Annotated in this window: 25 protein-coding genes; 12 read left to right on the top strand and 13 right to left on the bottom strand. The window is 60.3% G+C overall.

The window, feature by feature from the left end; translation table 11 throughout:
• Positions 1 to 19 precede the first annotated feature (19 nt).
• Positions 20 to 1,306 carry an MFS transporter gene (locus tag EYC95_RS11365; RefSeq protein ID WP_131060428.1) on the bottom strand — a complete coding sequence of 429 codons (1,287 nt, stop codon included), beginning with the start codon at positions 1,304 to 1,306 and terminating at the stop codon, positions 20 to 22.
• A gap of 147 nt (positions 1,307 to 1,453) precedes the next feature.
• Here EYC95_RS11365 and EYC95_RS11360 point away from each other — a divergent pair, with 147 nt between their 5' ends.
• From EYC95_RS11360 to EYC95_RS11345, 4 genes are all read left to right on the top strand, one after another.
• Positions 1,454 to 2,383 carry a LysR family transcriptional regulator gene (locus EYC95_RS11360; RefSeq protein ID WP_131060427.1) on the top strand — a complete coding sequence of 310 codons (930 nt, stop codon included), beginning with the start codon at positions 1,454 to 1,456 and terminating at the stop codon, positions 2,381 to 2,383.
• A gap of 111 nt (positions 2,384 to 2,494) precedes the next feature.
• Positions 2,495 to 4,417 (top strand): IucA/IucC family siderophore biosynthesis protein, encoded by a 1,923-nt coding sequence (locus EYC95_RS11355; RefSeq protein ID WP_131060426.1) that lies wholly within the window; start codon positions 2,495 to 2,497, stop codon positions 4,415 to 4,417.
• On the top strand, positions 4,407 to 5,618 hold the full coding sequence (locus tag EYC95_RS11350; RefSeq protein WP_131060425.1) for an MFS transporter: 1,212 nt from the start codon (positions 4,407 to 4,409) through the stop codon (positions 5,616 to 5,618). The genes EYC95_RS11355 and EYC95_RS11350 overlap by 11 nt, the downstream gene beginning before the upstream one ends.
• Positions 5,619 to 5,632: 14 nt before the next feature.
• Positions 5,633 to 7,744, top strand: coding sequence for a TonB-dependent receptor (locus EYC95_RS11345; protein ID WP_131060424.1), 2,112 nt, complete (start codon positions 5,633 to 5,635; stop codon positions 7,742 to 7,744).
• Positions 7,745 to 7,824: 80 nt separating this feature from the next.
• Here EYC95_RS11345 and EYC95_RS11340 read toward each other — a convergent pair whose 3' ends face one another.
• Genes EYC95_RS11340 through EYC95_RS11330 form a run of 3 tightly spaced genes read right to left on the bottom strand, consistent with a single transcriptional unit; the run spans position 7,825 to position 9,686 of the window.
• A complete protein-coding gene (locus EYC95_RS11340; RefSeq protein WP_131060423.1) occupies positions 7,825 to 8,367 on the bottom strand; it encodes a DUF2937 family protein in 543 nt (180 codons plus the stop codon).
• A 12-nt stretch (positions 8,368 to 8,379) separates the two neighbouring features.
• Entirely contained in the window at positions 8,380 to 9,156 is a 777-nt protein-coding gene (locus EYC95_RS11335) for a class II glutamine amidotransferase (RefSeq protein ID WP_131060422.1), read from the bottom strand.
• 32 nt (positions 9,157 to 9,188) lie between these two features.
• Positions 9,189 to 9,686 (bottom strand): MFS transporter, encoded by a 498-nt coding sequence (locus EYC95_RS11330; protein ID WP_131060421.1) that lies wholly within the window; start codon positions 9,684 to 9,686, stop codon positions 9,189 to 9,191.
• Between the two features lie 237 nt (positions 9,687 to 9,923).
• Here EYC95_RS11330 and EYC95_RS11320 point away from each other — a divergent pair, with 237 nt between their 5' ends.
• A complete protein-coding gene (locus EYC95_RS11320) occupies positions 9,924 to 11,978 on the top strand; it encodes a S9 family peptidase (RefSeq protein ID WP_131060420.1) in 2,055 nt (684 codons plus the stop codon).
• A 189-nt stretch (positions 11,979 to 12,167) separates the two neighbouring features.
• Complete coding sequence (locus tag EYC95_RS11315; protein ID WP_131060419.1) at positions 12,168 to 12,641, top strand: cyclic nucleotide-binding domain-containing protein; 474 nt, start codon at positions 12,168 to 12,170, stop codon at positions 12,639 to 12,641.
• On the opposite strand, the gene EYC95_RS11310 is transcribed toward EYC95_RS11315, so the two are convergent.
• Positions 12,638 to 12,928, bottom strand: a complete 291-nt coding sequence (locus EYC95_RS11310; RefSeq protein ID WP_131060418.1) for a hypothetical protein — start codon at positions 12,926 to 12,928, stop codon at positions 12,638 to 12,640. The genes EYC95_RS11315 and EYC95_RS11310 overlap by 4 nt on opposite strands.
• 80 nt (positions 12,929 to 13,008) lie before the next feature.
• Between EYC95_RS11310 and EYC95_RS11305 the strand changes: the two genes are divergently transcribed.
• The 4 genes from EYC95_RS11305 (at position 13,009) to EYC95_RS11290 (ending at position 15,264) form a co-directional block, all read left to right on the top strand.
• Entirely contained in the window at positions 13,009 to 13,695 is a 687-nt protein-coding gene (locus tag EYC95_RS11305) for a spermidine synthase (RefSeq protein WP_131060417.1), read from the top strand.
• Between the two features lie 48 nt (positions 13,696 to 13,743).
• Positions 13,744 to 14,118, top strand: a complete 375-nt coding sequence (locus tag EYC95_RS11300; protein WP_131060416.1) for a YajD family HNH nuclease — start codon at positions 13,744 to 13,746, stop codon at positions 14,116 to 14,118.
• A gap of 205 nt (positions 14,119 to 14,323) precedes the next feature.
• The gene (locus EYC95_RS11295) at positions 14,324 to 14,794 is read left to right on the top strand and encodes an RNA methyltransferase (RefSeq protein ID WP_131060415.1); all 471 of its coding nucleotides are present in this window, start codon (positions 14,324 to 14,326) and stop codon (positions 14,792 to 14,794) included.
• A 92-nt stretch (positions 14,795 to 14,886) separates the two neighbouring features.
• Positions 14,887 to 15,264, top strand: a complete 378-nt coding sequence (locus EYC95_RS11290; RefSeq protein WP_131060414.1) for a DUF2892 domain-containing protein — start codon at positions 14,887 to 14,889, stop codon at positions 15,262 to 15,264.
• Between the two features lie 128 nt (positions 15,265 to 15,392).
• Here the strand turns inward: EYC95_RS11290 and EYC95_RS11285 are convergent, their stop codons facing one another.
• Positions 15,393 to 16,622 carry a hypothetical protein gene (locus EYC95_RS11285; RefSeq protein ID WP_131060413.1) on the bottom strand — a complete coding sequence of 410 codons (1,230 nt, stop codon included), beginning with the start codon at positions 16,620 to 16,622 and terminating at the stop codon, positions 15,393 to 15,395.
• 17 nt (positions 16,623 to 16,639) lie between these two features.
• Entirely contained in the window at positions 16,640 to 17,089 is a 450-nt protein-coding gene (locus EYC95_RS11280; RefSeq protein WP_131060412.1) for a YcgN family cysteine cluster protein, read from the bottom strand.
• Positions 17,090 to 17,367: 278 nt separating this feature from the next.
• Here EYC95_RS11280 and EYC95_RS11275 point away from each other — a divergent pair, with 278 nt between their 5' ends.
• On the top strand, positions 17,368 to 17,961 hold the full coding sequence (locus EYC95_RS11275) for a nitroreductase family protein (RefSeq protein ID WP_131060411.1): 594 nt from the start codon (positions 17,368 to 17,370) through the stop codon (positions 17,959 to 17,961).
• Positions 17,962 to 18,093: 132 nt separating this feature from the next.
• On the opposite strand, the gene EYC95_RS11270 is transcribed toward EYC95_RS11275, so the two are convergent.
• The 6 genes from EYC95_RS11270 to EYC95_RS11245 all read right to left on the bottom strand — a co-directional run bounded on the left by EYC95_RS11270 (position 18,094) and on the right by EYC95_RS11245 (position 24,640).
• Entirely contained in the window at positions 18,094 to 19,026 is a 933-nt protein-coding gene (locus EYC95_RS11270) for a D-2-hydroxyacid dehydrogenase (RefSeq protein ID WP_131060410.1), read from the bottom strand.
• Positions 19,027 to 19,145: 119 nt separating this feature from the next.
• A complete protein-coding gene (locus EYC95_RS11265; protein ID WP_131060409.1) occupies positions 19,146 to 19,439 on the bottom strand; it encodes a YcgL domain-containing protein in 294 nt (97 codons plus the stop codon).
• Entirely contained in the window at positions 19,436 to 20,569 is a 1,134-nt protein-coding gene (gene rnd, locus EYC95_RS11260) for a ribonuclease D (protein ID WP_131060408.1), read from the bottom strand. The genes EYC95_RS11265 and rnd overlap by 4 nt, the downstream gene beginning before the upstream one ends.
• A gap of 123 nt (positions 20,570 to 20,692) precedes the next feature.
• Positions 20,693 to 21,355, bottom strand: a complete 663-nt coding sequence (locus EYC95_RS11255; protein WP_131060407.1) for a class I SAM-dependent methyltransferase — start codon at positions 21,353 to 21,355, stop codon at positions 20,693 to 20,695.
• 73 nt (positions 21,356 to 21,428) lie between these two features.
• Positions 21,429 to 23,078, bottom strand: a complete 1,650-nt coding sequence (locus EYC95_RS11250) for a phosphoethanolamine transferase (protein WP_131060406.1) — start codon at positions 23,076 to 23,078, stop codon at positions 21,429 to 21,431.
• A 179-nt stretch (positions 23,079 to 23,257) separates the two neighbouring features.
• Entirely contained in the window at positions 23,258 to 24,640 is a 1,383-nt protein-coding gene (locus EYC95_RS11245; protein WP_131060405.1) for a glutamine synthetase family protein, read from the bottom strand.
• 510 nt (positions 24,641 to 25,150) lie between these two features.
• Here EYC95_RS11245 and EYC95_RS11235 point away from each other — a divergent pair.
• Positions 25,151 to 26,335, top strand: a complete 1,185-nt coding sequence (locus tag EYC95_RS11235) for a cyanate transporter (RefSeq protein ID WP_131060404.1) — start codon at positions 25,151 to 25,153, stop codon at positions 26,333 to 26,335.
• The last annotated feature ends 145 nt before the right edge of the window (positions 26,336 to 26,480 follow it).

Below are 26,480 nucleotides of genomic sequence, written 5' to 3'. Positions count from 1 at the left end.
TTTGCCCGCAGATTATCAGCTACTCGGCTTCAAGTTGCTTGCCACGGGTTTCCGGCAGGCTCAGGGCCGCAAGAATCACCACCCCGTAGGAAACTGCCGCAAACGCCCCGATGCCTACGCTCAGTGGCACCGTCTGGCTCAGCAAACCGATCAGCAGCGGGAACAATGCCGCCAGCGCCCGACCGATGTTGTAGCAAAAGCCTTGCCCCGAACCGCGAATCCGCGTCGGAAACAGCTCGGTCAAAAACGCGCCCATGCCACTGAAAATCCCCGAAGCGAAGAAGCCCAGCGGGAAGCCCAGCCACAGCATCACGCCGTTACTGACCGGCAATTGGGTGTAGAGCAGCACGATGGTGAACGAGCCCACGGCGAACAGGATGAAGTTCTTTTTACGGCCAAGGATGTCAGTCAAATACGCGCTGATGACGTAGCCGACGTAGGAACCGACGATCACCATCGCCAGATAACCGCCTGTGCCGAGTACGCTCAAACCGCGCTCGTTTTTCAGAAAAGTCGGCAACCAGGACGTGATCGCGTAGTAACCGCCCAGTGCGCCAGTGGTCAGCACCGAAGCGCGAATCGTGGTGAACAGGATGCCGGGGGCGAAGATCTCGTAAAACTTCGCTGCGTTGCCGGGCTCCTGTTTGGCCTTGGCTTCGCGGTAGATTTCCGGGTCTTTGACCAAACGGCGGACGAAGATCACAAAAATCGCCGGCACGATGCCAAGGATGAACAGCGCGCGCCAAGCGTCTTCCGGCGGCAGCACCGAGAACAGCAGCGCATACAAGATCGCCGTCACCCCCCATCCCAGCGCCCAGCCGGATTGCACCATGCCCACGGCCTTGCCGCGGTCCTTGGCACGAATCACTTCACCCATCAGCACGGCGCCGGCGGTCCATTCGCCACCGAAACCGAAGCCCATCAGGGTGCGACTGATCAGTAGTTGCTCGTAGTTCTGGGCGAAACCGCAAAGGAAGGTGAAGAAGGCAAACCACAGAACAGTCAGTTGCAGGGTACGTACGCGACCGATGCGGTCGGAGAGAATCCCCGCCACCCAACCGCCGATGGCCGAGGCGATCAGGGTGCTGGTGTGAATCAGCCCTGCCTCGCCGGTGGTGATGCCCCACATGGCAATCAGGGTCGGCACCACGAAGCTGAGCATCTGGGTGTCCATGCCGTCCAGGCCATAGCCGATCTTGCAGCTCCAGAACGTGCGACGCTCCTGCTGATTGATGTTTCGGTACCAGTCGAAAGGTCCCGGGCGAGCCGTCGCTTTGGGGATGTCGAGGGTGTCGGGCGCACTCATGGCAAGTCTCCGTGCAAATTTTATTGGTATTGTTCTGAGCCCCGACGACGCCTATCGTGGGAACCGGATGCGTCGATTTTTGGACGCTTGGCCCTGCTGCGTCCAACTAATAAAAACCCGGCCAAGGCATAAGAAAAAGTTGATCCCATGAACCTGAAGTTTCTCGAGACCTTTGTCTGGGTCGCCCGACTCAAGAGTTTCCGCCTGACGGCAGACAAGCTCTTCACCACCCAGGCATCGATTTCCAGCCGCATTGCCGTGCTTGAAAGTGAGCTCGGGGTGAAGCTGTTTCTGCGCGATTCTCGCGGCGTGAGCCTGACACCCGAAGGCTTGAAAGTGCTCGAATATGCCGAGCAGATGATGGACACGATGCAGGCGCTCAAGCAGTCGATCGAGACCCGTTCGAGCAAGGCCGGGCGGGTCAGGATTGGCGTCATGGACACCGTGATCCACACCTGGCTCAGCCCGTTGGTGGCGCAGATGATGGATCACTACCCGCTGGTGGAAATCGAGTTGGTGGCCGATACCGCGCTCAACCTCTGCGATCAGCTGCAAAAAGGCTTTCTCGATTTGATCCTGCAAACCGACCTGCTGCGCCAGGAAAGCGTGCGCAGCCTGGAGCTCGCCAGTCATCCGATGGGCTGGATCGTGGCCAGCAATTCCATCTACAACCGCGAGTATTCAGGTGTCGCCGATCTGGCGCGGGAGCGGATCATCACCTATTCGAAAAACTCCCACCCTCATCAGGACATCTTGAGCCTGATGCAGGCCAGCGGGGTCATGGCGCCGCGGCTCAACTGCGTGAACTCGGTGTCGGCGATTACCCGTTTGCTGAGGGACGGATTTGGCATTGGCGCGTTACCGCCGGTGCTGGTGGCCGAAGAATTGGCGCGAGGGGAATTGACGTTGCTGGCCATCGATCAGCGGCCGCCGAATTTGCAGGTGGTGGTGTCGTGGCGGGTTGGCGTGGAATGGGTCGAGGAGATTGTTGCGTTGTGTCAGCACGTCGTGGAGCGCTATGCGCAGAAAGTAGGTGAGCACTACATCGTCTTGGGCAAGCCCCAGGCCAGAATCTGAAGGACGTTTCTCATACTGTAAATATGAACCACTATCATTTGCATTATTTTTTCAACGAGGTATTCTCTGCGCGCTTTCAGCTAACCCATTGTCCAGACGGAGTCGGGCTTGATGCGCGCCTACACGCAAAAACAGCAGCAATTGCTCGCTCACTGGAGCGAAGCCCTCGGCACACAGGCTTTCCAGTCCCACCGCATCACCCTCGATCATTTGAGCAATGCGCTGGAGCCCGCCGCCCAGCGCTGCTTCCAACGCCTGATCCAGGCGCTGTTTCGTGAAGGTCTGATCAACCCCGACGCTTGCGAATACGACGACAATAGCCGTTGCTGGCTGCCACTTGGCGATGGCGCGCACCTTTGCTTCGAGCACTTGTCCGGCGGCAGAATGAACAGCTGGGACGTACGCGGCAGCATCGTCCTGCACACCCCCGACAGACTGCCCCAAAAAATCCAGTTGCCCAGCGAACTGCTCGCTCACCTCAGCACTCAGCTCAACCCGCCAGCCTCCCCGCAGGTACTGGAACGTCTGGCCAAGGAGCTGGATGACAGCTTCAGCAACGACACCCTGTGCCTGGCGTTTCACCACGGATGGACCGAGCGCCTGAGAGAGCAGATCGATACCGAGTACGACGACAATCTGCTCGCTTGGCTCAAAGCCGGCCCCAGCCACCAGAACCCGACGTCATTGCTCGAACAGTGGGGCACTCTCGGCCATCCGTGGCACCCGAACTACAAGACCAAACTGGGCTTGAGCGCGGCTCAGGTCATCGCTTTCTCGCCAGAATTCGAAGCGAGTTTTCCGATTGTCCTGTGCGCCCTGCACCGCCAGTACGCACACGTCGAAGCGCTGGCTGGCACTACCGATTACTGGGACTGGTGGCAAGGTCACTTCCCACAGGCCGCCGAGCAATTGCAACGCCACTTGCAGCAGTTGGGTCTGGAAGCAAAGGACTACCTCCCGCTCCCGTCGCACCCATGGCAAGCCCATGAAGAGCTGCCGCACTCGTTCGCCAACGAGATCGCCGACAACCTGCTGATCGTCACTGACATCGTGGCTTTTACCGGCCACCCGACCATGTCCTTCCGCACGGTCCTGCCGGAGGCCAGTCGCGTGGCGCCGATGGTCAAACTGCCGGTGGCTCTGCGACTGACCAGCGTGCAGCGCACCGTGTCGCCGCGCTCCGCCCGGATGGGGCCGCGCATCAGCCAACTGATATTGAATATTCTCGATCAGGAGCCGCAGATTCAGCGTCTGCTGAACATCGTTCCCGAGCGCATCGGCGTGCACTACGCACCACTACCGGCCGATGACGAGCGCTCCCGGCATGCTGCCGTGCTGTATCGCGACAACCCGCTTACCCTCCTGCAAGAAGGCGAGTTGGCGGTGCCGGTCGGCAGCCTGTTCGCCGTCAACGAATTCGAACAACCGCTGCTGCGTGATTGGGTAAAACTGGCTCAGGGCAGTGACAACAGCGAGGCCATGCTGGCGTTCTTCGATGATTACCTGTCGATTGCCGTACCGAGTCTGTTGGGCATTTACCTGATGTATGGCGTGGCGTTCGAAGCGCATCAGCAAAACAGTTTCATGGTGATGGGCGCTGACGGGCAGTTGAATCGGCTGCTATTGCGTGATTTCGGCGATGTTCGTATCGATCGTAAAACCCTGCACGCCAAAGGTCTGGATATCCAGTTGCACGATCCGAAAATGACCCTGTATGACGATTCCGGATTTGTCCGCGACAAGCTTCTGCACACCACCTTCATGTGCCACCTCGGTGAGCTGACTTTGCTCTGTGCCCGCCACTGGAATGTGCCGGAAACTATCCTTTGGGAGAAATTGGCATCGCACGTTGCACAGTGCTTCGAGACCTTGCGCGAGCGCGTTGAACCAGCACGTTGGGAAAGCGAGCGCCAGGCCTTGCTGGAACAGGATTGGCCCGCCAAATCGTTCATGCGCATGCGCTTGCTCGACAGTCATGCCGACATCGTCGGACGCCTGAGTAACCCGCTGCGACCAAACGCCCATGCTCGCTGACGGTCGCGCCTTGCGACTGCTGATCGTCATTCAGTTTGTCTCCATGGGCGCAATGGAAATGAGCGGCCCGTTCTGGCCCTTGCAGATCCAGCATCTGCTCGGGCCGGAAGGCGCCGGCTACACCGCGCTGCTATCGGCGATGGTCTATGCCGGTCCGATGCTGGCGGCCATGCTCCTGACTCCCATGTGGGGCCGGTTGGGAGATCGCACCGGACACAAACCGATGATTGTTCGGGCGTTGCTGGCACTCGCGCTGTGCCAAGGGTTGGCGGCCATTACCCTCGACCCGTGGCTGCTGGTGGGTATTCGCGTGATGCAAGGCGCATTGGCCGGTTTTCTCGCTGCCGCGCAAGCCTATGCCTTGGCCTGCTGCGACAGTTCAAGACGTGGTCACACCCTGGCCCGCCTGCAATCGGCAACCGCCGTCGGCTCCTTGATCGGCCCAGTGTTGGGTGGCTGGCTGATGGACGTCTCGGGGTTTGCCCTGCTCTGTTATGGCGCGACGGTGATTTGCCTGCTGTGCGCACTGGGGAGCTTTTTCCTGCCGGCCGACAAGGCTCGGACCTCGAAGAAAAAAGCGGTTGAACCGGTTGCCCTGCCCAAAGGCTGGCTCGGTGGAATCCTGTTGGTGATCGTGTTGATTCAGGCCGCGAAGATGATGCCGCAGTCGTTCTACGCGCTGTACGTCGCGAACATTCTGCATGCCCCAAGCTGGCTGATCGGCGCCACCTACGCGGCGAGCGCCGCGACCCTGGCGATTTCCGCACCGCTGTGGGGACGCCTGTTCGACCGCTGGCAGCCGGCCCACACCTTGCGCGTCATCGAAGGCGTGGCCTGGCTGTGTGCACTGACGCTGGCGGCCACGGCATTGGCCAACGAATGGCTGGGGTTTCTCGTCAGTCGACTCGTCTGGGGCATCTGGCAAGGCGCCCTGCTGCCCGTCGCCTATGCACTGATCGCCAACACCATTTCCGTAAACCAGCAGGGCTTCGCGCTCGGCCTCGGCAACAGCGCGGCAAAGGCTGGCGCTCTGCTCGGTGTCGTCCTTGGCGGGATCGGCATGGGCCTGGTTGGCCTGGCTCACAGTTTCTGGCTGGTGGCGCTGACCTACGCCATAGCCGCCATCGGGATCCGCTGGGTGCGCTCGTTCAACTCCGCGCCTGACCGCTCGACCTTATCGCCCCACACTAATCACAACTAAAAAAAGACCACGTCATGATCCGAACCAAGCTTTCCCTGCTGATCCCGCTGCTCGGTACCTTCAGCGCCCAGACCTGGGCCGAGGATACCGAGCAGCAACCCGGTACCTTGAACATGCAAGCCACCGTCGTCTCCGCTACTCGCAGCGAAGCGAGCATTGCTTCGATTCCGGGCTCGGTCCAGGTTATCGACGAACAACAGGTCCGTGAGCAGAGCGGCGCGGGTCGCCGGGTCTCCGACATCCTCGGGCAATTGGTCCCCGGTCTTGCGCCGTCCAGCGGCGGGATGAGCAACTTCGGTCAGACCCTGCGCGGGCGCAACATGCTGGTGTTGATCGACGGCGTATCGCAGAACGCCACGCGCGACAACTTCCGCCAGCTCAACAGCATCGCCCCGGCCAGCATCGAACGCATCGAAGTGATCTCCGGCGCCAGCAGCATCTACGGGGCCGGTGCTTCGGGCGGCATCATCAACATCATCACCAAGCGCAATCAGGGCCAGGACATTGCCTACAGCAGCAAACTGGGTCTGACCAGCGGCAACAACCTCAACCGCAAAGGCTTCGCCTACGAAGCCTTTCAGAGTGCGACGGGGCGCAAGGATGCCCTTGACTGGTACGTCTCCGCCGACCTGACCCAGCGTAACGATCAGTACGATGGCAACGGCAACCGCATCCCTCAAGACACTTCCCAGGGCAGCAACATGGATACCGAAACCTATGACCTGCAAGGTCGTTTCGGTTACGAACTGGATGCCGACAAAAAACTTAGCCTGTCGCTGCAGGACTACAAGGACCAGCAGGACACTGGTTACACAAAAGACCCGACAAACCGCCAGCAAGCCGTGGCAGTCAAAGGGCTGAAACTCGACGATCAACCCTATACGCATAACCAGGCGGTCAACCTCAACTACACCGACAAAGACTTCTACGGTCAGGGCCTGCAACTGGAAAGCTACTGGCGCCGCGCCGATGCACTGTTCTTTCCGGACCTGTCGCGAGGCAGGGCCGGGATCTCCGACAACAACAGTGTGCAGGATGTCTACGGCCTGCGCGCGGCCATCGACACGCCGCTGCCGGCGATCGGGAGTGCCACGGGTAATCTGGTCTGGGGCGCCGACTATGATAATGAGCGCTCCCGCCAACGAGGTGATCAATACAGGCTCAAGGGCCTGACCTACACCAAGACCGGCACCACCTACGAGCTGGGCCCGGACATCGAAACCACCACCAAATCGCTGTTCGGGCAGATGTCCTGGGACATCGGTGACTGGACCTTGCGTGGCGGTGTGCGCCGTGAATGGATCGAAAGCGACGTCTCCGACAGCATCGCTTATGGTCAGATCGTCCAGACCGGCATACGTGCAACGCTGCCCGGCGACACCCTCAAATACGATGCCACGCTGTATAACCTGGGGGCGGTCTACCATCTGAGTGAAAACCAGGATGTCTTCGCCAATTACAGCCAGGGGTTCTCGCTACCGGATATCCAGCGCTTCATGCGCGATGTCAGCAGCACCTTCGACATCCAGAGTCTCAACGCCCAGGCCATCAAGGTCGACAGTTACGAGCTGGGTTGGCGCGGTAACTGGGACCAGTGGCAGGCCGACGTCACCGTGTACGAAAACACCTCGGACGTGACCCAGTTCTACGATGCCAATGATCGCGTATTGCGCCTGATCAACCAGAAAGAGCGAGTTCGCGGCATCGAAAACAGCCTGACCTACCGCGCGACCGATCACTGGTCGGTGGGTGGCACTTATGCCTGGGCCAAAGGCGAGACCGAGCAGAACGGCAAATGGATCGATCTGCCGGCTACGCGCATCTCACCGGCCAAGACCACACTGTTCGTCGGCTACACCGAAGACGACTACACCCTGCGCCTGCAAGGCATGCATTTGTCCAGTTACGACGCCGCCGCCAAGGACAACAACGGGCGCGAGATCGAAGGCTATACGCTGGTGGACCTGCTCGGCTCCGTGCAACTGCCGGTCGGTCGTCTTGAAGGTGGCGTGTACAACCTGACCAACCGCACGTACCAGAACCTGTTCACCCAGGCCAACGCCAGAGCGCCGTACGCCAACGCCGAAGGCCGCACGCTGAGCATGAGCTACTCGGTCGATTGGTAAAAACAGAAGCCGGCTTGCCAGCGATGCGATCTGCCAGGCATACCGTGTCGCGGCAATCGCCGGAAGCCGGCTCTACAGGGTTACAGGCCGCGCACATCCCGGTCTTCGATCGGCCGGCTCTGGCGCAAACGCTTGCCGCCCAGTACCACCCAGTCGATCAGTCGGAACAAACATTCAATGCCGAACGACAGCAGCAACGCGCCACTCATGCCCCAGATCATCGCTTCCGGTGTCAGCAGGATCTGGTAGCTGTAGCCATTCCAGGTTTCCTTGCGAATATCCGGATCAGCCGCCAGCGCCACCTGCAGGACGCGGATGTACCACGGGCCCTGCATGGCCTGGAACTGTTTATCGAGGGTCAACTGACGGGTGAGCAAGGTGCTCAGGCTGTCGGCGTCGCTGCGAAAAATCGGGTCTTCGCTGGCGCGGTAATGGGCGACCAGCGCCTGCATATCGCCCTTGAAGAACTGATTGGCCGTGCCCTGAAAACCGCTCAAGCCGGTCTGCGCCTCAATCAGGTGCGCTTCGACCCGTTTCGCGTAATCGCTGATGAACCCCGGCACCTGGACACCGATCAACAGGCCCGCCGCAAACAACACCAGCCGTAGATAACTGAGCAACATCGGGTGAGATCCTTATTCGGTCTTGCCCTGGTTGACGCATTCGCCGCGTCGCCAGAGGCTCCATTGGCCCGGTTCGTAGCGGGTCCAGGTTTCGTTTTCGGTCAGGGGTTCGGTGGCGATCACCGTGACCACATCGTTGGGCGTGGTTTCGGCCTGGAAATCGACGATCACATCGACATCCTTCAACCGCGCCGGGCCGAACGGCGCGCGACGGGTGATCTGGGCCAATTTGGTCGAGCAATAGCAAAACAGCCAGTCGCCGTCGCTCAGCAGGCAGTTGAACACACCTTTGCTGCGGTACTCGGCGCAAGCGGCGACCAGATCCGGCAGCAACGCTTCGATCTCGACTGGTTCCGGAAACGCTGCGCGCACACGGTTGAGCAAATCGCAGAACGCCGCTTCGCTGTCGGTGTCACCGACGGGGCGGTAAAAACTTTTGATCGGCTCAAAATCCGCAAGCTGACCGTTGTGGGCGAAACACCAGTTGCGGCCCCACAGCTCGCGTACGAAAGGGTGCGTGTTGGACAGGCAGACCTTGCCGACGTTAGCCTGGCGAATGTGCCCGATCACCACTTCGCTTTTGATCGGATAGCGTTGCACCAGGTTCGCCACTTCGGACTCGCAGCTCGCCGCCGGGTCCTGAAACAGCCGCAGGCCACGCCCCTCGTAGAAGGCGATGCCCCAACCGTCACGGTGCGGACCGGTGCGGCCGCCGCGCTGCATCAGCCCGGTGAAGCTGAACACGATATCGGTCGGCACATTGGCGCTCATGCCCAATAACTCACACATGCTCGGATTCTCGATGGAAGGCAGGGGCAAGGTTACAAACGCGGTTCGACCCGCAATCGCTGAGGGTTGCTCGGCACTGGCGGACGACCGTAACGGTCATCGCCGGCACCGCCGAACGGATGATCGTCTTCAGGATCGTCGGCCCGGGCCGCGGCCTTCGCGGTGGCTGCCTGTTCCTTGCGAGCATTGGCGGCGCGTTCGATCGGGAAACGGATCGCCACGTAAACCAGGTAGATACCGAAGGCGATCATGCCGTACATGAACAGATCGGAAACCGCCCGCCAGGCGTTGTTGCCCACCTTGAACAGCAGATCGAGCGCGGTGATGGCGATGGCCGGGGCCACTTTTTCCTTCACAGGGTCGATGATGGTCGGGCTGAACAGCAGCACGGCAACCAGCAGCCGCAGCGGTTCGCGCAGCCAACGCCACATCCAGCGGGTCATGCGCATCCACACCAACAGGCAGCCTAAAGCGGCAAAGGCGTAGAGGCCCCAAGCGATCAGATAGTCGTTCTCGGTCATGGTGTCCATGGCAAGGCAGGCAAAGAGGCGCTTATAGTAACGACTTTTCGCCCGTCAGGCTTGCTCCAATGCCTGGCCGCTACGCCTCACTCCTGTGGGAGCGGGCTTGCTCGCGAATGCGGTGTGTCAGCCAACACAGATGTTGAATGTGCAGGCCCCTTCGCGAGCAAGCCCGCTCCCACAGGGATTTGCAGCGGCATCAAGACACGCGCGCGCCCTATTCCGTACATTGTTCGAGATTCCTTTATGCCCTTATCCGCCAACGTTTCCGACGCCCCTATCGCCCGCAAGGCCGAGGGTGATGACCCGTATGCCTGGCTGCAGGAGCGCGACACCGACGCGGTGCTCGACTACCTCAATGCTGAAAACAGCTACCAAGAGGCGCAAACCGCCGATCAGGCAAAGCTGCGCGAAACCCTGTTCGAGGAAATCAAGGGCCGGATCCTCGAAACCGACCTGTCGCTGCCCTCCCCGTGGGGCCCGTACCTGTATTACACGCGCACCACTGCCGGTGACGAATATGCCCGACACTACCGCTGCCCGCGTCCGGCCGATGACAGCCTGCAGCTTGACGAAAGCCAGGAACAACTGTTGCTGGACCCGAACGAATTGGCCAACGGCGGCTTCTTTTCCCTCGGCGCGTTCAGCATCAGCCCGGATCATCAGCGACTGGCCTACAGCATCGACGCCACGGGCGATGAGATTTACACGCTGTTCGTGAAGGAATTATCCAGCGGCCGCGTCAGCGAACTGGAATTTCAGGATTGCGACGGCAGCATGACCTGGGCCAACGACAGCCTGACGCTGTTTTTCGGCGAACTGGACGACACCCATCGCCCGCACAAACTGTTGCGCTATCGACTGGACGGCACGGCCGCCGAAGAAGTGTTCAATGAGCCGGACGGACGATTCTTCCTGCATTGCTACCGCTCGAGTTCCGAACAGCAATTGCTGCTGTCGCTGGGCAGCAAGACCACCAGCGAAGTCTGGGTCCTCGACGCCTCGCAGCCGCAGCAGGCCTTTACTTGCCTGGCGCCACGGGTTGAAGACCATGAATACGACGTCGACCACGGCACGCTGAACGGCGACTGGGCCTGGTTCATCCGTACCAACCGCGACGGCATCAACTTTGCCCTGTATACCGCCGTCGATACCGGGGTTGCGCCCACCGAGGCCGACTGGCAGAACCTGATCCCCCACAGCGACACCACGATGATCGAAGGCATGAGTCTGAACGTCGGCGCGATGACCCTGAGCTTGCGGGTCGGCGGCTTGCCGGTGATTGAAGTCCACCCGCAAGACCTGGCGAGCTACCGCGTGCAACTGCCGGATGCGGCGTACAGCCTGCATGTGCAGAACAGCCTGGAGTTTGTCAGCGACAGGATCCGCCTGCGTTACGAGGCATTGAACCGTCCGGCGCAGATCCGCCAGCTTGAACTGGACAGTGGCGAGCAGAAAGTTCTCAAGGAAACCCCGGTACTCGGCCCGTTCGACGCCGACGCTTACGTCAGCCAGCGCCTGTGGGCGACGGCACCCGACGGCACACAAGTGCCGATCAGTTTCGTGGTCAAACGCGAAGCACTCGGTCAGCCGACACCTCTGTATCTCTATGGCTACGGCGCCTATGGCGAAAGCCTCGACCCGTGGTTCTCCCACGCCCGCCTGAGTTTGCTGGATCGCGGCGTGGCATTTGCCATCGCCCACGTGCGTGGCGGCGGTGAACTGGGCGAGGCCTGGTATCGCGCTGGCAAGCAGGAGCACAAGCACAACACCTTCAGCGACTTTATCGCCTGTGCCGAACACCTGATCGACAACGGTTGCACCACTTCGCAGCAATTGGCGATCAGCGGCGGCAGTGCCGGCGGTTTACTGATCGGCGCGGTGCTCAATCAGCGTCCGGAGTTGTTCGGCGCAGCCATTGCTGAAGTGCCGTTCGTTGACGTGCTCAACACCATGCTCGACCCGGACCTGCCGCTGACCGTCACGGAATACGACGAGTGGGGCAATCCTGAAGAGCCGGACGTTTATGATCGGATCAAGGCCTATGCCCCGTACGAAAACGTCACCGCGCAAGCCTATCCGGCGACCCTGGTGATCGCCGGCTACAACGACAGCCGCGTGCAGTACTGGGAAGCGGCGAAATGGGTGGCGAAATTGCGCGCGACCAAAACCGACACCAATCCCCTGCTGCTCAAGACCGAACTGGGCGCCGGGCATGGCGGGATGAGCGGTCGCTATCAAGGATTGCGTGACGTAGCACTCGAATACGCATTTGTTTTCAAGGTTTGGGGGATTGCCTGAGGAACTTGGCCCGGCGTGCTGGTCTTAACACCCGACACCGGGGCTAGGCCCTTGTAGGAGCGAGGCTTGCCCGCGAAGGCATTTTCACAGTCAACATTGATGTTGGATGTTACGGCCTCTTCGCGGGCAAGCCTCGCTCCTACAAGGGATTCGGACCGGAACCAGACACAAAAAAAAGACCGTGCCAACATGTCAGAACCGACCTTGCTGAACAACGAAATCCGCGACTGGCTGATGGACTGCGGCCTGTTCGATCAGCTGCTGCCTGCGGACTTCGCCGCCGCTTCCGGCTACTTCAGCATCAGCACCATCCCCGAAGGCGAAGAGATTTTCCATGAGGGCGATGCCGGCAGTTTCATGTGCATCATCCACACCGGCCAGGTGTCGGTGCAGAAGACCAACGGCGACGGGCAATTGGTGACCATGGCCACTTTGCGCAGCGGTCGCTCGTTCGGCGAAATGGCCGTGCTCGATGGCGAACGACGTTCGGCCAGCTGCGTGGCCGCCAGCAATTGCCAGCTGCTGAACCTGGGCAAGGACTCTCTGGAAAAGGTGATCAACGACGCGCCGAAAATCGCCGCCAAGATCATCCGCGCCCTCGCTGTCGCCCTCTCCAAACGCCTGCGCATGGCCGACGGGCAACTGCTCTCGCAACAGGTTTAACCGCCGGGTGACTTGGTCTTCGTGCTATTTGGCTCAAGGCCCGGCAACGGTTGATCCTTGGACGGAGGGCTGGGCATCTCGATCGGCACCAGCGGTGGGCCTCCACTCCCGGCCCCGGTCCTGGGCAAGGTGGTCGGGGTGATTTGCGGATACGGCGTAGGCGTGGCGGTGCCGGGTGAACCAGGCATCGCTGTCGGGCTGGTCGGAATGGTTTGCAACTGCTGGGCCTGCACTGCAGTTATCGAGAGCGCGGCCAAGGCAATGACCGTTAGAATGGTGCGCTTCATCAATGGCTCCGTTGGCCTTGTTGTCATTGGCAGGCTACTCCCAACTGCCTCTGTTTGCCTTCCCCCAATTTGAGATTTCCATGAAACGTTTCGTTCTGCTCGACACCGCCCCTATCCCTGAAAACGGCGGCGCCTTGTGCCTGTTCGAGTATGGCGAGGATTTCGTCATCAAGATCCAGGGCGGCGACGGCGGGCAGTTGATGAACACCCGCATGCACGGTTCCGAAGATGCCCTGGCCGAGATCCCTTGCCGCAAGGTGGCCGGCCGGCCGAACTCACGGGTGCTGATCGGCGGTCTGGGCATGGGTTTCACCCTCGCTTCGGCCCTCAAGCATTTGGGCAAGACCGCTGAAGTGGTGGTCGCCGAGTTGGTGCCCGGCGTGGTGGAGTGGAATCGCGGGCCGTTGGGGGAGAAAGCCGGCAATCCGCTGGGAGACCCGCGCACCGTGATTCGCATGGAAGACGTGGCCAAAGTGCTGCAAGCCGAGCCACAAGGCTTCGACGCCATTATGCTCGACGTCGACAACGGCCCCGAAGGCCTGACCCAACGGGCCAACAGCTGGCTTTACTCCGCCGGTGGCCTGAGCGCTTGCGCCAAGGCCCTGCGGCCCAAAGGCGTGTTGGCGGTGTGGTCGGCCAGCGCCGACAAGCAATTTTCCGACAAATTGAAGAAGGCTGGTTTCAAGGCCGAGGAAGTCCAGGTGTTCGCCCACGGCAACAAAGGCACGCGCCACACCATCTGGATTGCCGAGAAGCTCAAGGGCTGAGCTAAACTTCGTTCATAACCGTCATTAGTCTTTTACAAAGGTGAACCCATGAGTTCGTCAACGCCTCCGACCAACACGTCGAAACTGGACCGCATCCTTGCCGACAATCAGCGCGACAAGGAAATGGGTTACCGCGACAAAGCCCTGAAGATGTACCCGCACGTGTGCGGCCGCTGCGCCCGCGAGTTCTCCGGCAAGCGCCTGAGCGAACTGACCGTGCACCACCGCGACCACAACCATGACAACAACCCGCAAGACGGCTCGAACTGGGAATTGTTGTGCCTGTATTGCCACGACAACGAACACTCGCGGTATACCGACCAGCAGTATTTTCACGAAGGCTCGCTGAGCACGCCGAAAATCGCCAAGGCCACGCATAACCCGTTTGCGGCGTTGGCTGGGTTGATGAAGAAAGAAGACTGAAGGTTTTCAGTGGCTGGACTGGCCTCTTCGCGGGCAAGCCTCGCTCCTACGGATCGGTGTCGTTCACCAGATGGTGATCGACTCTGTACCTGTAGGAGCGAGGCTTGCCCGCGAAGACAATCTCCCAGTCACCACCAATCTACAATCTGACTCCCCTCCCCCAATCCCCGTATAATCGTCGTTTTTTCCCGAAGGCACCCCGCTCGTGGCAGACAAACGGTACAGCTGCATTGGTTTGTATAACCCCAAATCACCGGAAAACGTTGGCTCGGTGATGCGCGCCGCCGGCTGCTATGGCGTGGCGTCCGTGTTCTACACCGGCAAGCGGTATGAACGTGCCGCCGACTTCGTGACCGACACCAAGCGCGTCCACTACGACATCCCGCTGATCGGCATCGACGATTTGAAGAAAATCCTGCCATTAGGCTGCGTCCCCGTCGCAGTGGAGCTGGTCGAAGGCGCCCGTTCGCTCCCCGAATACACCCACCCGGATCGTGCGCTGTACATCTTCGGCCCGGAAGACGGTTCGCTGGATCAAGAGATTCGCGACTGGTGCGAAGACGTGGTCTACATCCCGACCACCGGTTGCATGAACCTGGCCGCCACGGTCAACGTCGTGCTCTACGACCGCATGTCCAAGGGACTCAATACCCGTTCCGGGGCAAAATTCCGCTGAATCACCGCACATTCGATGGAACAAGCCGACGGCTCCGGCAGTCAGCTTAACTATCTATTGTTGAAGCAGTCATTCCTGCCTGGAGACAGATCATGAGCGAACTCAAACGCGTAGAACGCATCGAATCCACCCCGTTTCAGACTCATTCCGAACAAAACGTTCACGGCTGGGAACGCGTCGGCTCTCTCGCCGGTGGTGTGCTGATGATGGGCAAGGGCCTGCGTCGCGGCGGCATTTTCGGGTTGATTCAAGTGGCGATTGGCGGTGTGGCGCTGGCTCGCGGGATTACCGGGCACAGCTCGGCGAAAAGCCTGCTGGAGAAAAGCCGTCAGGACATGAACAACGTTCGGGCAAGGATCGAGCGGGCCGGGGAAGAGTTGAGCACGTTGAAGGCGAACGCCGAGGCGGCGACCAATACCGCTACGGTGACGGGCAATGATTCGTTGAAATCGCCTAAAACCGGGGTTTGATCCAGATGTTGCGGAGAGGCTGACGGCCTCTTCGCGGGCAATCCTCGCTCCTACTGGATTGGCTTGATCACACGCGTTGCGTATGCCACAAAACCCTGTAGGAGCGAGGCTTGCCCGCGAAGGCGGCGTTACTGAAGCAACTCGGTGTCGAGGACTTTGGAAGACTCGCCAATCACGCTTTCCGCGAGTTGCACAAATTCCTTGGTATCCACACTTTCCAGGTGCATCGCCCCACGCAACACATCATCCAGCGACCGTTTGTTGCGGGTCTTCAAGCGAATCTCGCGATCCAGTTCCTGCAGTAACAACACCGCTTTCGACACCTGAGCCGGGCTCACCTGTTCGCCACGCAACGTGGTGACTTTCTGGCTGTCCTTGATCAACTTGCCGTGCAAACTTTCATACCGCTCATCACTCATGCCACCGGCGCGGCGCACCAGTTCGATGGCGTAGTACTCGGCAAACCCTTCGCTGATCCAGTCACTGCGCTGCTTGTCGTTGATCCGCGCGAACACCTGCGCCAGTTCACGCACCACCGCGCTGGTGCCGCTTTCGCTGACCAGCGGCAGACGCGTGTTCAGATAGATCGATTCCCGCGCGGCCAGGCTGCCGCGCCACATCGGGTCATTGGCGCCGACGATCAACAGTTTGGTGGGATGACGCGGGAACACCGCTTGCACCTGCGGCCAGACAAAGGTCAGCAGCGTCAGCACGTCCATGCGGCGCATGCCCTGGCCTTGGGGCGAGGCGACGGTGACTTCGGTTTCCCCAAGCCTGGTGCGACGGCTGCCGAGGTGGCCGGCGAGCATCCAGCCCACGGGCCGGTCGAACAGTCGAGAGGCGTTATCAATGCGGAATTTGTTCTTGCCGATTCGCGGCCAGGCGGTTTCGACGCTTTTCCAGCCGCTGGGCAATTCGAATTCAAGGCGTGATACCAGCTCGATGCCGTCCTGCTGATCGAGTTTGGCCGGTGGCACCAGGTCGTCACCGCGCATCAGCGCCCAGGTCGGGGTCATGCGCGTATCGAAGCTGCCGCTCTTGCGCCCATGGCTGATGCGCACGCGGTAGGTCAGGCTGGCCTTGTCAGTGGCCGGACGCCAAACCCCGCGCTTCTGCTCGCCCGGCGTGAGCTGCCATTGGCCGTCGGCCTTGAAGTCGCTGTAGTGGCTGCCGTCGCCCAGATCGAAATCCAGACTGCGCACCGCCGAGCCCTGGGCCAGCGTCAGTCGCACTTCGGCCTGATCGCTTTGCGGCAACAGGCGCACGTGGTAATCCAGATCGACCTTCTTCGCCGCCCACACGGACGAACTCAGGGCCAATAGCCCAACGGTCAGCAACAGCCGCAATCCCACAGCCATACACACTCCTTGTAAAGCTAACCTGCCCGGAAAATCAGATGATCTTCCCAGTCATCTTCGGCCACGCTGCCTTCGGCGAGCATGCGCCCGGATTGGGAAATACGTTCGTGGTGCACCGCATCGCGATCACCGCACACCAAGTGATGCCAGAGTGGCAGGTCCTTGCCTTCACTGACCAGGCGATAACCGCAGGTCGGCGGCAGCCATTTGAACTCGTCAGCCTTGCCCGGCGTGAGCTGGATGCAATCGGGGACGAAGTCCCGGCGGTTCGGGTAGTCGGTGCACTGACAGGTGTTCAGGTCCAGCAGTTTGCAGGCGATGCGCGTGTAATAGACGGAATTGTCGTCTTCATCTTCAAGCTTTTGCAGGCAGCACAGGCCACAGCCGTCGCACAGCGATTCCCACTCTTGTGAATCGAGTTGATCGAGGGTTTTGCGTATCCAGAACGGTTCGACTTTGGCGGCCATGGTTCGAGCATCGACATCAGGTGGTGAAAAGGCCGCCAGTCTAGTGCCAAGGCCCTTGCGGGCCAAGCATTGGCGACTGCCGGTAGAACGGGGCTTGTCAGTTATTGCGCCGCCACGTAGCTTTGCCAGTCGCAAGGAGCCATGCCCAAATGCCATTAACGCTCAACCGCGTTGCATTCAGGTGAACTGCCCGGCTCTGGAAAACCTTAGCGCTCAGCTCAACTGCGCCCGCAGGTTTCAGGCGACCCTCACTTTCAGACGAAGCAAGGAATCTCTTGATGAGTGCAAATCCACGCGTTGCCGATTATGCGATCCACCCTCAGTTCACCGATCGCTGGTCGCCCCGCGCCTTCACCGGCGAAACCATTGCCGAAGAAACCTTGCTGAGCTTCTTCGAAGCCGCACGCTGGGCGCCATCGGCCTACAACTCGCAACCTTGGCGGTTTCTCTACGCGCGTCGTGATACGCCGAACTGGGAGCGCTTCCTGGGCCTGCTGAATGAATTCAATCGCGGCTGGGCGCAACACGCCTCGGCGCTGGTGATTGTGATCTCGAAAACCACCTTCGCCGTACCCGGCGCCACCGAAGAAACCCCGGCCCTGTGGCACACCTTCGACACCGGTTCGGCCTGGGGCCACCTGGCACTGCAAGCGAGCATCAGCGGCTGGCACACCCACGGCATGGCCGGTTTCGACCAGGACCTGACCCGCAAGGAGCTGAACATCCCTGAAGGTTATGCGCTGCACGCAGCGGTGGCCGTGGGCAAACTGGGCGACAAGGCAACGCTGGCCGATTACCTGCAAGCCCGCGAAGAACCAAGCCCGCGTCGCCCGCTGAGCGAACTGGCGGCCGAAGGCGACTTTACTCTCTAAGCGCTGAACCTGATCGTTCCCACGCTCTGCGTGGGAATGCATCCCGTGACGCTCCGCGTCACATCCAAAGCGGAACGCGGAGCGTCCCCGGCGGCATTCCCACGCAGAGCGTGGGAACGATCAGTGGTGGGCTCAGTAGCCGCGGTTGAAGTCCACTTCCCCGCGCAACGCTTCTCCTGCCTGATACGCCCGCAGGTTTTCGACAAACAGGTTCACCATCATCGATGGCGAGGTCGGTGCCGAGCTGTGGCCGGTCAGCAGCAAGCCCCAGGCTGTCCAGAACGGATGACGCTGCGGCAGCGGTTCCTGGCGGCAGACGTCGATCACTGCGCCCGCCAGATGCCCTTCTTTCAAGGCTTCCACCAGGTCCGCGTCGACCACGGCCACGCCCCGCCCGACGTTGATGAACAACCCGGTCGGCTTGAACTGCTTGAACAGCGCAGCATCGTACAAGTCATGGGTATTGGGGGTGTTGGGCAGCAGATTGATGACGAAATCCACTTCACCGACCAGGCGCGGCAAGTCTGCCATAGCGCCGACTTCAACAAACGGCGCCTGCTCCCGGGCTTCGCTGGCGATGCCGTACAACTCGACGCCAAATGGCACAAGGAACTTCGCCACGGTCTGGCCGATGTCACCGGTGCCGACGATCAACACTTTGCGTCCCGCCAGGCTTTGGCCCTGACGACTGTCCCACTTGCGCTCGACCTGGCTGACCAGCCGCGCCAGCACTTCGCGCTCGTGGCCGAGCATGTAGGTCAGGACGTATTCGGCCATGACCTGACCAAAAATCCCTACCGCACGCGTCAGGCGATAATCACGGCGCAAACCGTCGGCCAGCAGCGGCGTAATGCCGGCCCATGTCGATTGCAGCCATTGTGGCTGGTGGCCTTGGCGCAACAGGTTCGCCAACAGGTCCGGCTGGCCCAGCCAGATCGGGCAGTCGGCCGCCTGGCTGGCCAATTCTGCGGAGTCGCCGCTGGTCAGCACTTCCAGATCAGGCGCAGCCTGACGCAACAGTTGGGCGTACACAGGGTGGTCGTGTTCAGCAATCAGAACGCGCATGGTTCAAACCTTTCGAAAACAGTGCAGACGGCCGTCGAAGGAGTATCACTCCGTCGCCCTGGCCATCGCCAAAATCATTCCAGTGTTTCACACAGACTCTGACAGAGCCTGTCTGCCGATCACATCGGGTCGTTACGTCGCAGCAACTCTTCCGGCAAGTGTTCGATGTATTCGTCTTCGGCCGGTGGCATTTGCAGGTGGTAGCCCTGCTTCTCAAGGTTTTCCAGGACCACGGCGATGTCCTCGCGCGACAGTTTGCGCTCGGGGGTCAGCACCAGATCGAAAGCATGATGAGGTTTGCCGAAGGCGGCCATCAGACTTTCCGGAACACGCTCCAGTGCATCGCTTTTGAGCACATAGAGGTACATCTCGTTTTTCTTCAGGCTTCGGTAGATGGAGCAAATACGTTTCAAGGCTGTTCTCCGGCGGTGGCCAGGCTGTCGAGCAGCGCCTGGCCCATCAATTCGCGGCGCCAGCCACGCAGCGAATCAGGCAATTGGTAAGGACCATTGGGGTAGCCGCTCTTGAGCAGCGCTTCCAGGGTTTTCTTGCGCAGCATCAGCTCCGGCGCGATGTTCAGGCGCTCGGCTTCGGCCTGGCCGATCGCACGCAGCTGTTTGACCAGGGTGGCGGCGTCTACCGGCAATGGCTCCGGCACGGCGGGCGGCCATTGATCTGGCGACACACTGCCAGAGCGCTTGATCAGATCAAGCAGAAATTCGCCGTCCTGACGCACGGTACGCGGGTGCATGTCTTCGATTTTCGCCAGTGCTCCGAGGTTGTCGGGCTGCGTGCGCGCCAACGGCCACAGCGAATGCTCACGCACGATGCGATTGCGCGGCAGGTCACGGGCGCGGGCTTCGCGTTCACGCCAGGCGCAGAGTTCACGCAACACGGCGAGCTGGGCGCGGGAGAGCTTCCAGGCCAGTTTGGCTTCGCGATAGACCTCGTACGGATCGATCTCGCGGCGCAAGTTGGCCACCAGCTCGGCGCCGTCCTCCAGGACCCAGTTGTACTTGTCATCGGAAAGCTTCGGACGCAGTTGTACGAAAACTTCTGCCAGATGCAGCGCATCTTCAGCGGCATAGCTGATTTGCGTATCGGAAAGCGGACGTTGCAACCAGTCGGAACGGGTCTCGCCCTTGGGCAGGTCGATACCGAGCACTTCCTGCACCAACCGCGAATAACCCATCGAGAAGCCGAGGTTCAGGTAGGCGGCGGCCAGTTGCGTATCGAACAGCGGCGCCGGCAGGCTGCCGGTCAGGCGCAGCAACACTTCGAGGTCTTCGCTGCACGCATGGACGACTTTGACCACGGCCGGGTTTTCCAGCAACGCGGCCAAAGGCTTCCAGTTGTCGATGGTCAGTGGGTCAATCAGGTAAGCGCGTACGCCATCGCCGATCTGCAGCAGGCCTGCAATCGGATAAAAGGTGTCGACCCGCATGAATTCGGTGTCGAGGGCAACGAATGGCAACTGCTGCCACTCGGCGCAAAACTGACCGAGGCTATCGTTGTCGCGAATCCAGTGAATATCGATGGCCACACGGCTCTCCCTTGAAGAATGGCGCGCAGTATATATCGCCCCCGGCGATTTCCGCGCATCCACTGAACAAGAGCTTTAGCGAAAAGACCTGCCAGACGGCACGAAATGTCTGACAAGCGGAGGTTAACTGGCCTTACGCAGCACGTAGACCCGCATCCGTGCACAACCGGGCAGAAAGTCCTGGTGACTGAGCAAGCGGAAACCCGCCTGCCTGAATTCGGCTTCGACCTGGGCCTTGTCTGCCAGCTGCCGGGGGTTAGTGCCCGCTGCGCCTGGTCGGCGGAGTTTGAAATGCGCATCGACCCGTACCGCCACAATCACGGTATCGCGACTCACACGGTGGAACTCTTTAAGCAGGGCCAATCGATGGTCCGGACTGGTGATGTGCTGAAACAGTTGCATGCAAAAAATGCTGTCGACCGCGCTCGCCGACAAACCGAGGGTGAAGGCCGAACTCTGGAATGTCTTGATCCGCTGGAGCACGCTCTGCGAATGGTGAGTCTGGGCGTGATTGAGCATGTCCTGCGAATGATCGGACGCAAGAATCACGCGGTTCGCGTGCTCGGCCAACACCGGCCAGAAGCGCCCGGCACCACAGGCCACATCAAGCATCAAGCCCGGCTCGCCGGCGACCTTGAGCGCGTTACGCACCAACTGCTCATCGCGCCAGAAGGTCAAGCGCCCCGCCAGGCCACGCGGTCGCGGCTGAAGGCAGACGCGGCTGTGTTCCTGATCGTAGCGCCGGGCGAACTCAAGCTCGATGGCGGATGGGGGCTGCGCGGACATGTGCAATGGCTCTTGTAGGAATAGGTACCAGCCGCAGGTTAACCACCGGTACGTGAAAAAAAGGTCGAAACGCTTACTCTTTGGCCAACACACCGTCGATCACGGCCCCGCGGCAACCGGCGAACATGTCCAGATCCTGGTTGTAGACCTTGCTGTTGACCTCCAGCAGACCGAGCATCGAATGGAACAGGTTGTCCTGGCTCAGGGGCTTGTCGCGGCTCAGTTGCAGACAATGGGTGTCCACCGAGAACGACTTTTGGTAGCTGTCGGAGAACCACGCCAACATCGCCACATGCTTCTGCTGATCCGGAGCCAGCATGTAAGGCGTGCCGTGGAGGAACAAGTTGTATTCGCCCAGGGATTCGCCGTGATCCGACAGGTACAGCATGGCGGTATCGACTTTGTCCTGATTGCTGCGCAACAGATCGATCAGGGTCGACAGCACGTGGTCGGTATACACCAGCGTGTTGTCGTAGCCATTGACGATACTTTCGCGGCTGCAATTATTCAGTGCGTTACTTTCACAGACGGGCGTGAAGCGCTCGTACTCTTTCGGATAGCGCTTGTAGTATTCCGGGCCATGGCTGCCCATCTGGTGCAGGACCAGCACGGTGTCTTTATCCAGCGTGTCGATGAAGTGCTGCAAACCTTGCAGGAGAATTTCGTCGCGGCATTCACTGTTGGCGCACAGCACCGGGTCCTTGAGATTGCTGACGTCGTCGAGGGTGACCCGGTCGCAAGTACTTTTACAGCCTGATTGATTGTCACGCCAGATCACCTCAAGACCGGCGCGTTTGAGCACGTCCAGCAGGCCCTCTGCATTCTTCGCCTTGCCGGCGTTGTAATTCTTGCGGCCCATGTCCGAGAACATGCACGGCACCGACACGGCCGTTTCCGTGCCGCAGGAATGCACATCGGTGAACGCAATCAGCCCGGCTTCCTTGTCCAGTTTGGGCGTGGTGTCTCGGTCGTAACCGAGGATGCCGAAGTTCTCGGCCCGGGCACTTTCGCCGACGACCAACACCGTCAGGGATTTACGGCTGTGGGTCTGCCAGGCGGGATTTCGCTGGGCATCTTCACCGACCTTGACGAAGGGCTGCCGGGCGGAGACGACTTGCTCACGCAGGAAACCGAACGCCGCACCGATGTAGTTACTCGGCACCACCATCAGGCGCAGTTCATGGTGATTGCGAAACAACGAGGATAAACCCTGATAATTAACCAGCGCGATGCCACCGATTACTGCAACCGAAGCGACACTCACCAGGGCCTTACTTAGTAGTTCACGGTGCCAGCGGCGATAATTAACCGGAACCTTCCACAACAGCCAGGAGGGAAAAACACCCAGCAAAAGGATATAAACAAACAACTTCAAGGACAGTAAATCACGCACTTCCGTCGCGTTGGTTTGCGCAAAGTTGCGCAACATGCCGATGTCCATCAGAATACCGTATTGACTCATAAAGTACGCCACGCCAGCGCTGATCATAAAGATCAGGATCAAGACCGGCTTCATCACGCGCCGGAACGCCAGAAGAGTCAGCACAATGTTGAAGGCCGCCAGAATCATCACGCCGAACGCGACGCGCATGACGATGCCTTTACCGTCCGCAGCGGTGATATCAAACAGGTGTTGCCAGAGCACAAAGTTAAAGCCCGTTAAAAGAAAGGCGCTGGCAATCAGTGTCACCCATTCCGGGCGCACAGGTTTGAACTTCAACATAATGATTGGCTGTTCCTGAAAAGAGGTGCCCTCAGTAAATGTGAAAATTTCATTTACCGTGACCGCACCAACTTTAGGCAGCCAACCATCAATTTTTTGTGAAAAAGACGCCAACGATTAGTTGGCTCCAGGTATTAGATCGACACTTTTAACTTATTTGAGAATGGTTCAGCTTTTGTTCAGGCCTGATGCAAATACCAACGCCAATCCTGCTCGCCGACCTCGCCCATGAACTGCCGATACTCGGCGCGTTTCACCGCCAGGTACACGCCGAGGAATTCACCGCCGAACGCCTCCCGCGCCCAGTTCGAACCTTCCAGCGCCCGCAACGTGGTCAGCCAATCGGTTGGCAACAACTCCGTGGCCTGGGCGTAACCATTGCCTTCCACGGGTGCGCCCGGGTCGAGTTGTTCGCGAATGCCGCGATGGATGCCGGCCAGAATTGCCGCGGCCGCCAGATACGGGTTGGCGTCGGCGCCGCAGATGCGGTGCTCGATGTGCCGGGAGAATGCCGGCCCGCCGGGAACCCGCAAACTCACGGTGCGGTTGTCGACGCCCCAGGTCGCTGCCAGCGGCGCGTAACTGTTGGTCTGGAATCGACGGTAAGAGTTGGCGTTCGGGCAGAACAGCAGCAACGAATCGAGCAAGGTACTGAGCATGCCGCCGACCGCGTGTTTGAGCAGCGGCGTGCCGTCCGGGGACTCGCTGGCGAACAGGTTGTTGCCGTTCTTGTCCGCCAGGCTGACGTGCATGTGCATACCGGTGCCCGCCAGGTCATCGAACGGTTTGGCCATAAAGCAGGCGGCCATCCCGTGTTTGTGCGCGACGCCTTTGACCAGCCGTTTGTAGCGCACCGCTTCATCCATCGCCTGCAGGGCGTCGGTGCGGTGTTCGAGGGTGATTTCCACTTGCCCCGGTGCGTATTCGGATATCGCCGTGCGCGCCGGAATGCCCTGCAATTTGCAGGCACTGTAGAGATCCGCCAGAAACGGCTCGATCTGCTCCAGCTCACGCAATCCGTAAACTTGCGTCGAACGCGGTCGCCCGCCATCGACGTCCCGCGCCGGTTGCGGCCGACCGTTGCTGTCGCGCTGCTGATCGAGCAAATAGAACTCCAGCTCCGCCGCCATCACCGGGTAATAACCGTCGGCCTGCAAGCCTTCGATCACCTTCGCCAGCAGGTGCCGAGGGTCGGCAATCGTCGCGGGCATGCCTTCCTTCGGATGCATGCTGACCTGCACCGCCGCCGTCGGAATCAACCGCCATGGCATGCGCGTCAAACTGCCGCTGATCGGGTACGCCCGGCAATCGATGTCGCCGACATCCCAGACCAGGCCCGAGTTTTCCACGTCGTCACCGTTGATGGTCAGGCCGAGAATGGTGCTCGGCAACGGCCGCCCGCTTTCATACACCGCCAGCAGTTCATCGCGATGCAGCAACTTGCCCCGAGGCACGCCGTTGTTGTCGAGGATGAACAACTCGAACATCTCGATATCCGGGTTCTGTTCCAGAAAGGTCAGGGCTTCTTGCTTGGTGGCGAAAGAGGTTGTGGCACTGCTCATGGAAGTTCTCTTGTTCCGCGTCAGGCAAACGCGCAGGCGCTGCCGGTTTGGTCCCGACGCACAGCGCGGGACCTGTCAGAAGAATCAACGGGAAAGGCAGGAATCCGGTGGGCGCGCGTGGCGACAGTGCCATAGCGCCCAGAAGGCTAATTCGGAGGGAAGTGCGACGGGGCAACCGTCCATAGAAATGACCGCAGGAAACAGATGAGCAGCGTCACACGGGCGGTCAGGTCGTTAAATCGGGATTTGACGAACTTTGGGTGTGGGCTGACTAAACAATCATCCGTGACTCACTCACCATCCCTGTGGGAGCGGGCTTGCTCGCGAAGGCGGTGTGTCAGGCAGCAGATGTGTCGACTGACACACCGCTTTCGCGAGCAAGCCCGCTCCCACAGGGGGACTGTGTTGTGGCGCAGGTATTTAATTTTTAAATACCACTACGGACTATCTGATTTGCGGCCTTCAGACCTCGCGCGCCTAATCGGCTCCTGATTATTCAAGGTCCGATTGATGGAAAACGTTCGCGCCACTTCCCGCCCTGCCCTCTGGCTGATGGTCAGCATCATTCTTGTCGGCCTGAACCTGCGGCCGTCGATGGCGGCCGTCGGGCCGTTGCTGTCGGGTATTCGCGGGGACATCCCGTTGAATTTCAGCCTGGCCTCGCTGCTGACCATGCTGCCCGTCATGGCCATGGGCCTGGCGATGTTCTTTGGCCTGAGCATCAGCCAACGCCTCGGTGAACAGCGCACGGTGGTGATATCGCTGCTGATCATTGGCTTGGCCACGGTGTCGCGGTTGTTCGTGGACTCCGCAGTCGAACTGATCCTCAGCGCCATGCTGGCCGGCATGGGGATTGCGCTGATCCAGGCCTTGATGCCGGCCCTGATCAAATCCCGCTTCAGCGACAACGTTGCCGTGTGCATGGGGCTCTACGTGACGTCGATCATGGGCGGTGCGGCGATAGCGGCATCGTTTGCACCCCTGGTGATGACCCGCACCGGCAGTTGGCGGGTGGGGCTGGCAATCTGGGCGGTGCTGGCCCTGGTGGCATTGCTGTTCTGGACGGCCGGACGCCAGAAGGCACCGACACTGAAGGCGCAGGCACCACGAAAGACATCCTTCTTCGCCAATTCCCGCGCCTGGTTACTCGCAATCTTCTTCGGTTTGGGCACCGCGTCCTACACCTGTGTGCTGGCCTGGTTGGCGCCCTACTACGTGGGAAAGGGTTGGAGCGAACAGAATGCCGGTTTGCTGCTGGGCTTTTTGACGGCCATGGAAGTGTTGTCCGGGCTGATAACCCCCGCCATCGCCAACCGCAGCCGTGACCGGCGCCTGGTGCTGGTGGTGTTGCTGGCGCTGATCATGGCCGGTTTCTGCGGGCTGATCCTCAGCCCGCAACACTTCAGCCTGCTCTGGCCATGCCTGCTGGGATTGGGCATTGGCGGCCTGTTCCCGATGAGCCTGATTGTGTCGCTGGATCACCTCGACAACCCGCAACGCGCCGGTGGGCTGACGGCCTTCGTACAAGGCATCGGCTACCTGATCGCCGGCCTGTCGCCGCTGATGGCCGGGATGGTCCGCGATCAGTTGGGCAGTTTCGAATGGGCCTGGTGGTGCCTGACCGGTGTCATGGCGCTGATGATTCTGATGGCCCTGCGCTTCAATCCGCGGCATTACGCCCGACACATTCACTGACCCGCAACCGCCCCCCTGAGATCCTCCGGATTCACCGCCGCTCACATCGGCCTGTTGGCGCTGCTGATGTCGAGCCGCCGTGCGGTGCCTGCCGTCGTTCAGGGGTAAAGGCCTTCGGCCATGATTTGTGGGATTAAATTCACAC

The organism is Pseudomonas sp. BGI-2, assembly GCF_004310295.1.
Lineage (GTDB): Bacteria > Pseudomonadota > Gammaproteobacteria > Pseudomonadales > Pseudomonadaceae > Aquipseudomonas.
Note: the sequence above shows the minus strand (reverse complement) of the source record. Positions and strands in the feature narration are given on the sequence as shown.

Excerpts from the sequence above, each read along its gene's own strand:
- EYC95_RS11365 (WP_131060428.1), bottom strand. The coding sequence starts at position 1,306 with ATGAGTGCGCCCGACACCCTCGACATCCCCAAAGCGACGGCTCGCCCG.
- EYC95_RS11360 (WP_131060427.1), top strand. The coding sequence starts at position 1,454 with ATGAACCTGAAGTTTCTCGAGACCTTTGTCTGGGTCGCCCGACTCAAG.
- EYC95_RS11355 (WP_131060426.1), top strand. The coding sequence starts at position 2,495 with ATGCGCGCCTACACGCAAAAACAGCAGCAATTGCTCGCTCACTGGAGC.
- EYC95_RS11350 (WP_131060425.1), top strand. The coding sequence starts at position 4,407 with ATGCTCGCTGACGGTCGCGCCTTGCGACTGCTGATCGTCATTCAGTTT.
- EYC95_RS11345 (WP_131060424.1), top strand. The coding sequence starts at position 5,633 with ATGATCCGAACCAAGCTTTCCCTGCTGATCCCGCTGCTCGGTACCTTC.
- EYC95_RS11340 (WP_131060423.1), bottom strand. The coding sequence starts at position 8,367 with ATGTTGCTCAGTTATCTACGGCTGGTGTTGTTTGCGGCGGGCCTGTTG.
- EYC95_RS11335 (WP_131060422.1), bottom strand. The coding sequence starts at position 9,156 with ATGTGTGAGTTATTGGGCATGAGCGCCAATGTGCCGACCGATATCGTG.
- EYC95_RS11330 (WP_131060421.1), bottom strand. The coding sequence starts at position 9,686 with ATGGACACCATGACCGAGAACGACTATCTGATCGCTTGGGGCCTCTAC.
- EYC95_RS11320 (WP_131060420.1), top strand. The coding sequence starts at position 9,924 with ATGCCCTTATCCGCCAACGTTTCCGACGCCCCTATCGCCCGCAAGGCC.
- EYC95_RS11315 (WP_131060419.1), top strand. The coding sequence starts at position 12,168 with ATGTCAGAACCGACCTTGCTGAACAACGAAATCCGCGACTGGCTGATG.
- EYC95_RS11310 (WP_131060418.1), bottom strand. The coding sequence starts at position 12,928 with ATGAAGCGCACCATTCTAACGGTCATTGCCTTGGCCGCGCTCTCGATA.
- EYC95_RS11305 (WP_131060417.1), top strand. The coding sequence starts at position 13,009 with ATGAAACGTTTCGTTCTGCTCGACACCGCCCCTATCCCTGAAAACGGC.
- EYC95_RS11300 (WP_131060416.1), top strand. The coding sequence starts at position 13,744 with ATGAGTTCGTCAACGCCTCCGACCAACACGTCGAAACTGGACCGCATC.
- EYC95_RS11290 (WP_131060414.1), top strand. The coding sequence starts at position 14,887 with ATGAGCGAACTCAAACGCGTAGAACGCATCGAATCCACCCCGTTTCAG.
- EYC95_RS11285 (WP_131060413.1), bottom strand. The coding sequence starts at position 16,622 with ATGGCTGTGGGATTGCGGCTGTTGCTGACCGTTGGGCTATTGGCCCTG.
- EYC95_RS11280 (WP_131060412.1), bottom strand. The coding sequence starts at position 17,089 with ATGGCCGCCAAAGTCGAACCGTTCTGGATACGCAAAACCCTCGATCAA.
- EYC95_RS11275 (WP_131060411.1), top strand. The coding sequence starts at position 17,368 with ATGAGTGCAAATCCACGCGTTGCCGATTATGCGATCCACCCTCAGTTC.
- EYC95_RS11270 (WP_131060410.1), bottom strand. The coding sequence starts at position 19,026 with ATGCGCGTTCTGATTGCTGAACACGACCACCCTGTGTACGCCCAACTG.
- EYC95_RS11255 (WP_131060407.1), bottom strand. The coding sequence starts at position 21,355 with ATGTCCGCGCAGCCCCCATCCGCCATCGAGCTTGAGTTCGCCCGGCGC.
- EYC95_RS11250 (WP_131060406.1), bottom strand. The coding sequence starts at position 23,078 with ATGTTGAAGTTCAAACCTGTGCGCCCGGAATGGGTGACACTGATTGCC.
- EYC95_RS11245 (WP_131060405.1), bottom strand. The coding sequence starts at position 24,640 with ATGAGCAGTGCCACAACCTCTTTCGCCACCAAGCAAGAAGCCCTGACC.
- EYC95_RS11235 (WP_131060404.1), top strand. The coding sequence starts at position 25,151 with ATGGAAAACGTTCGCGCCACTTCCCGCCCTGCCCTCTGGCTGATGGTC.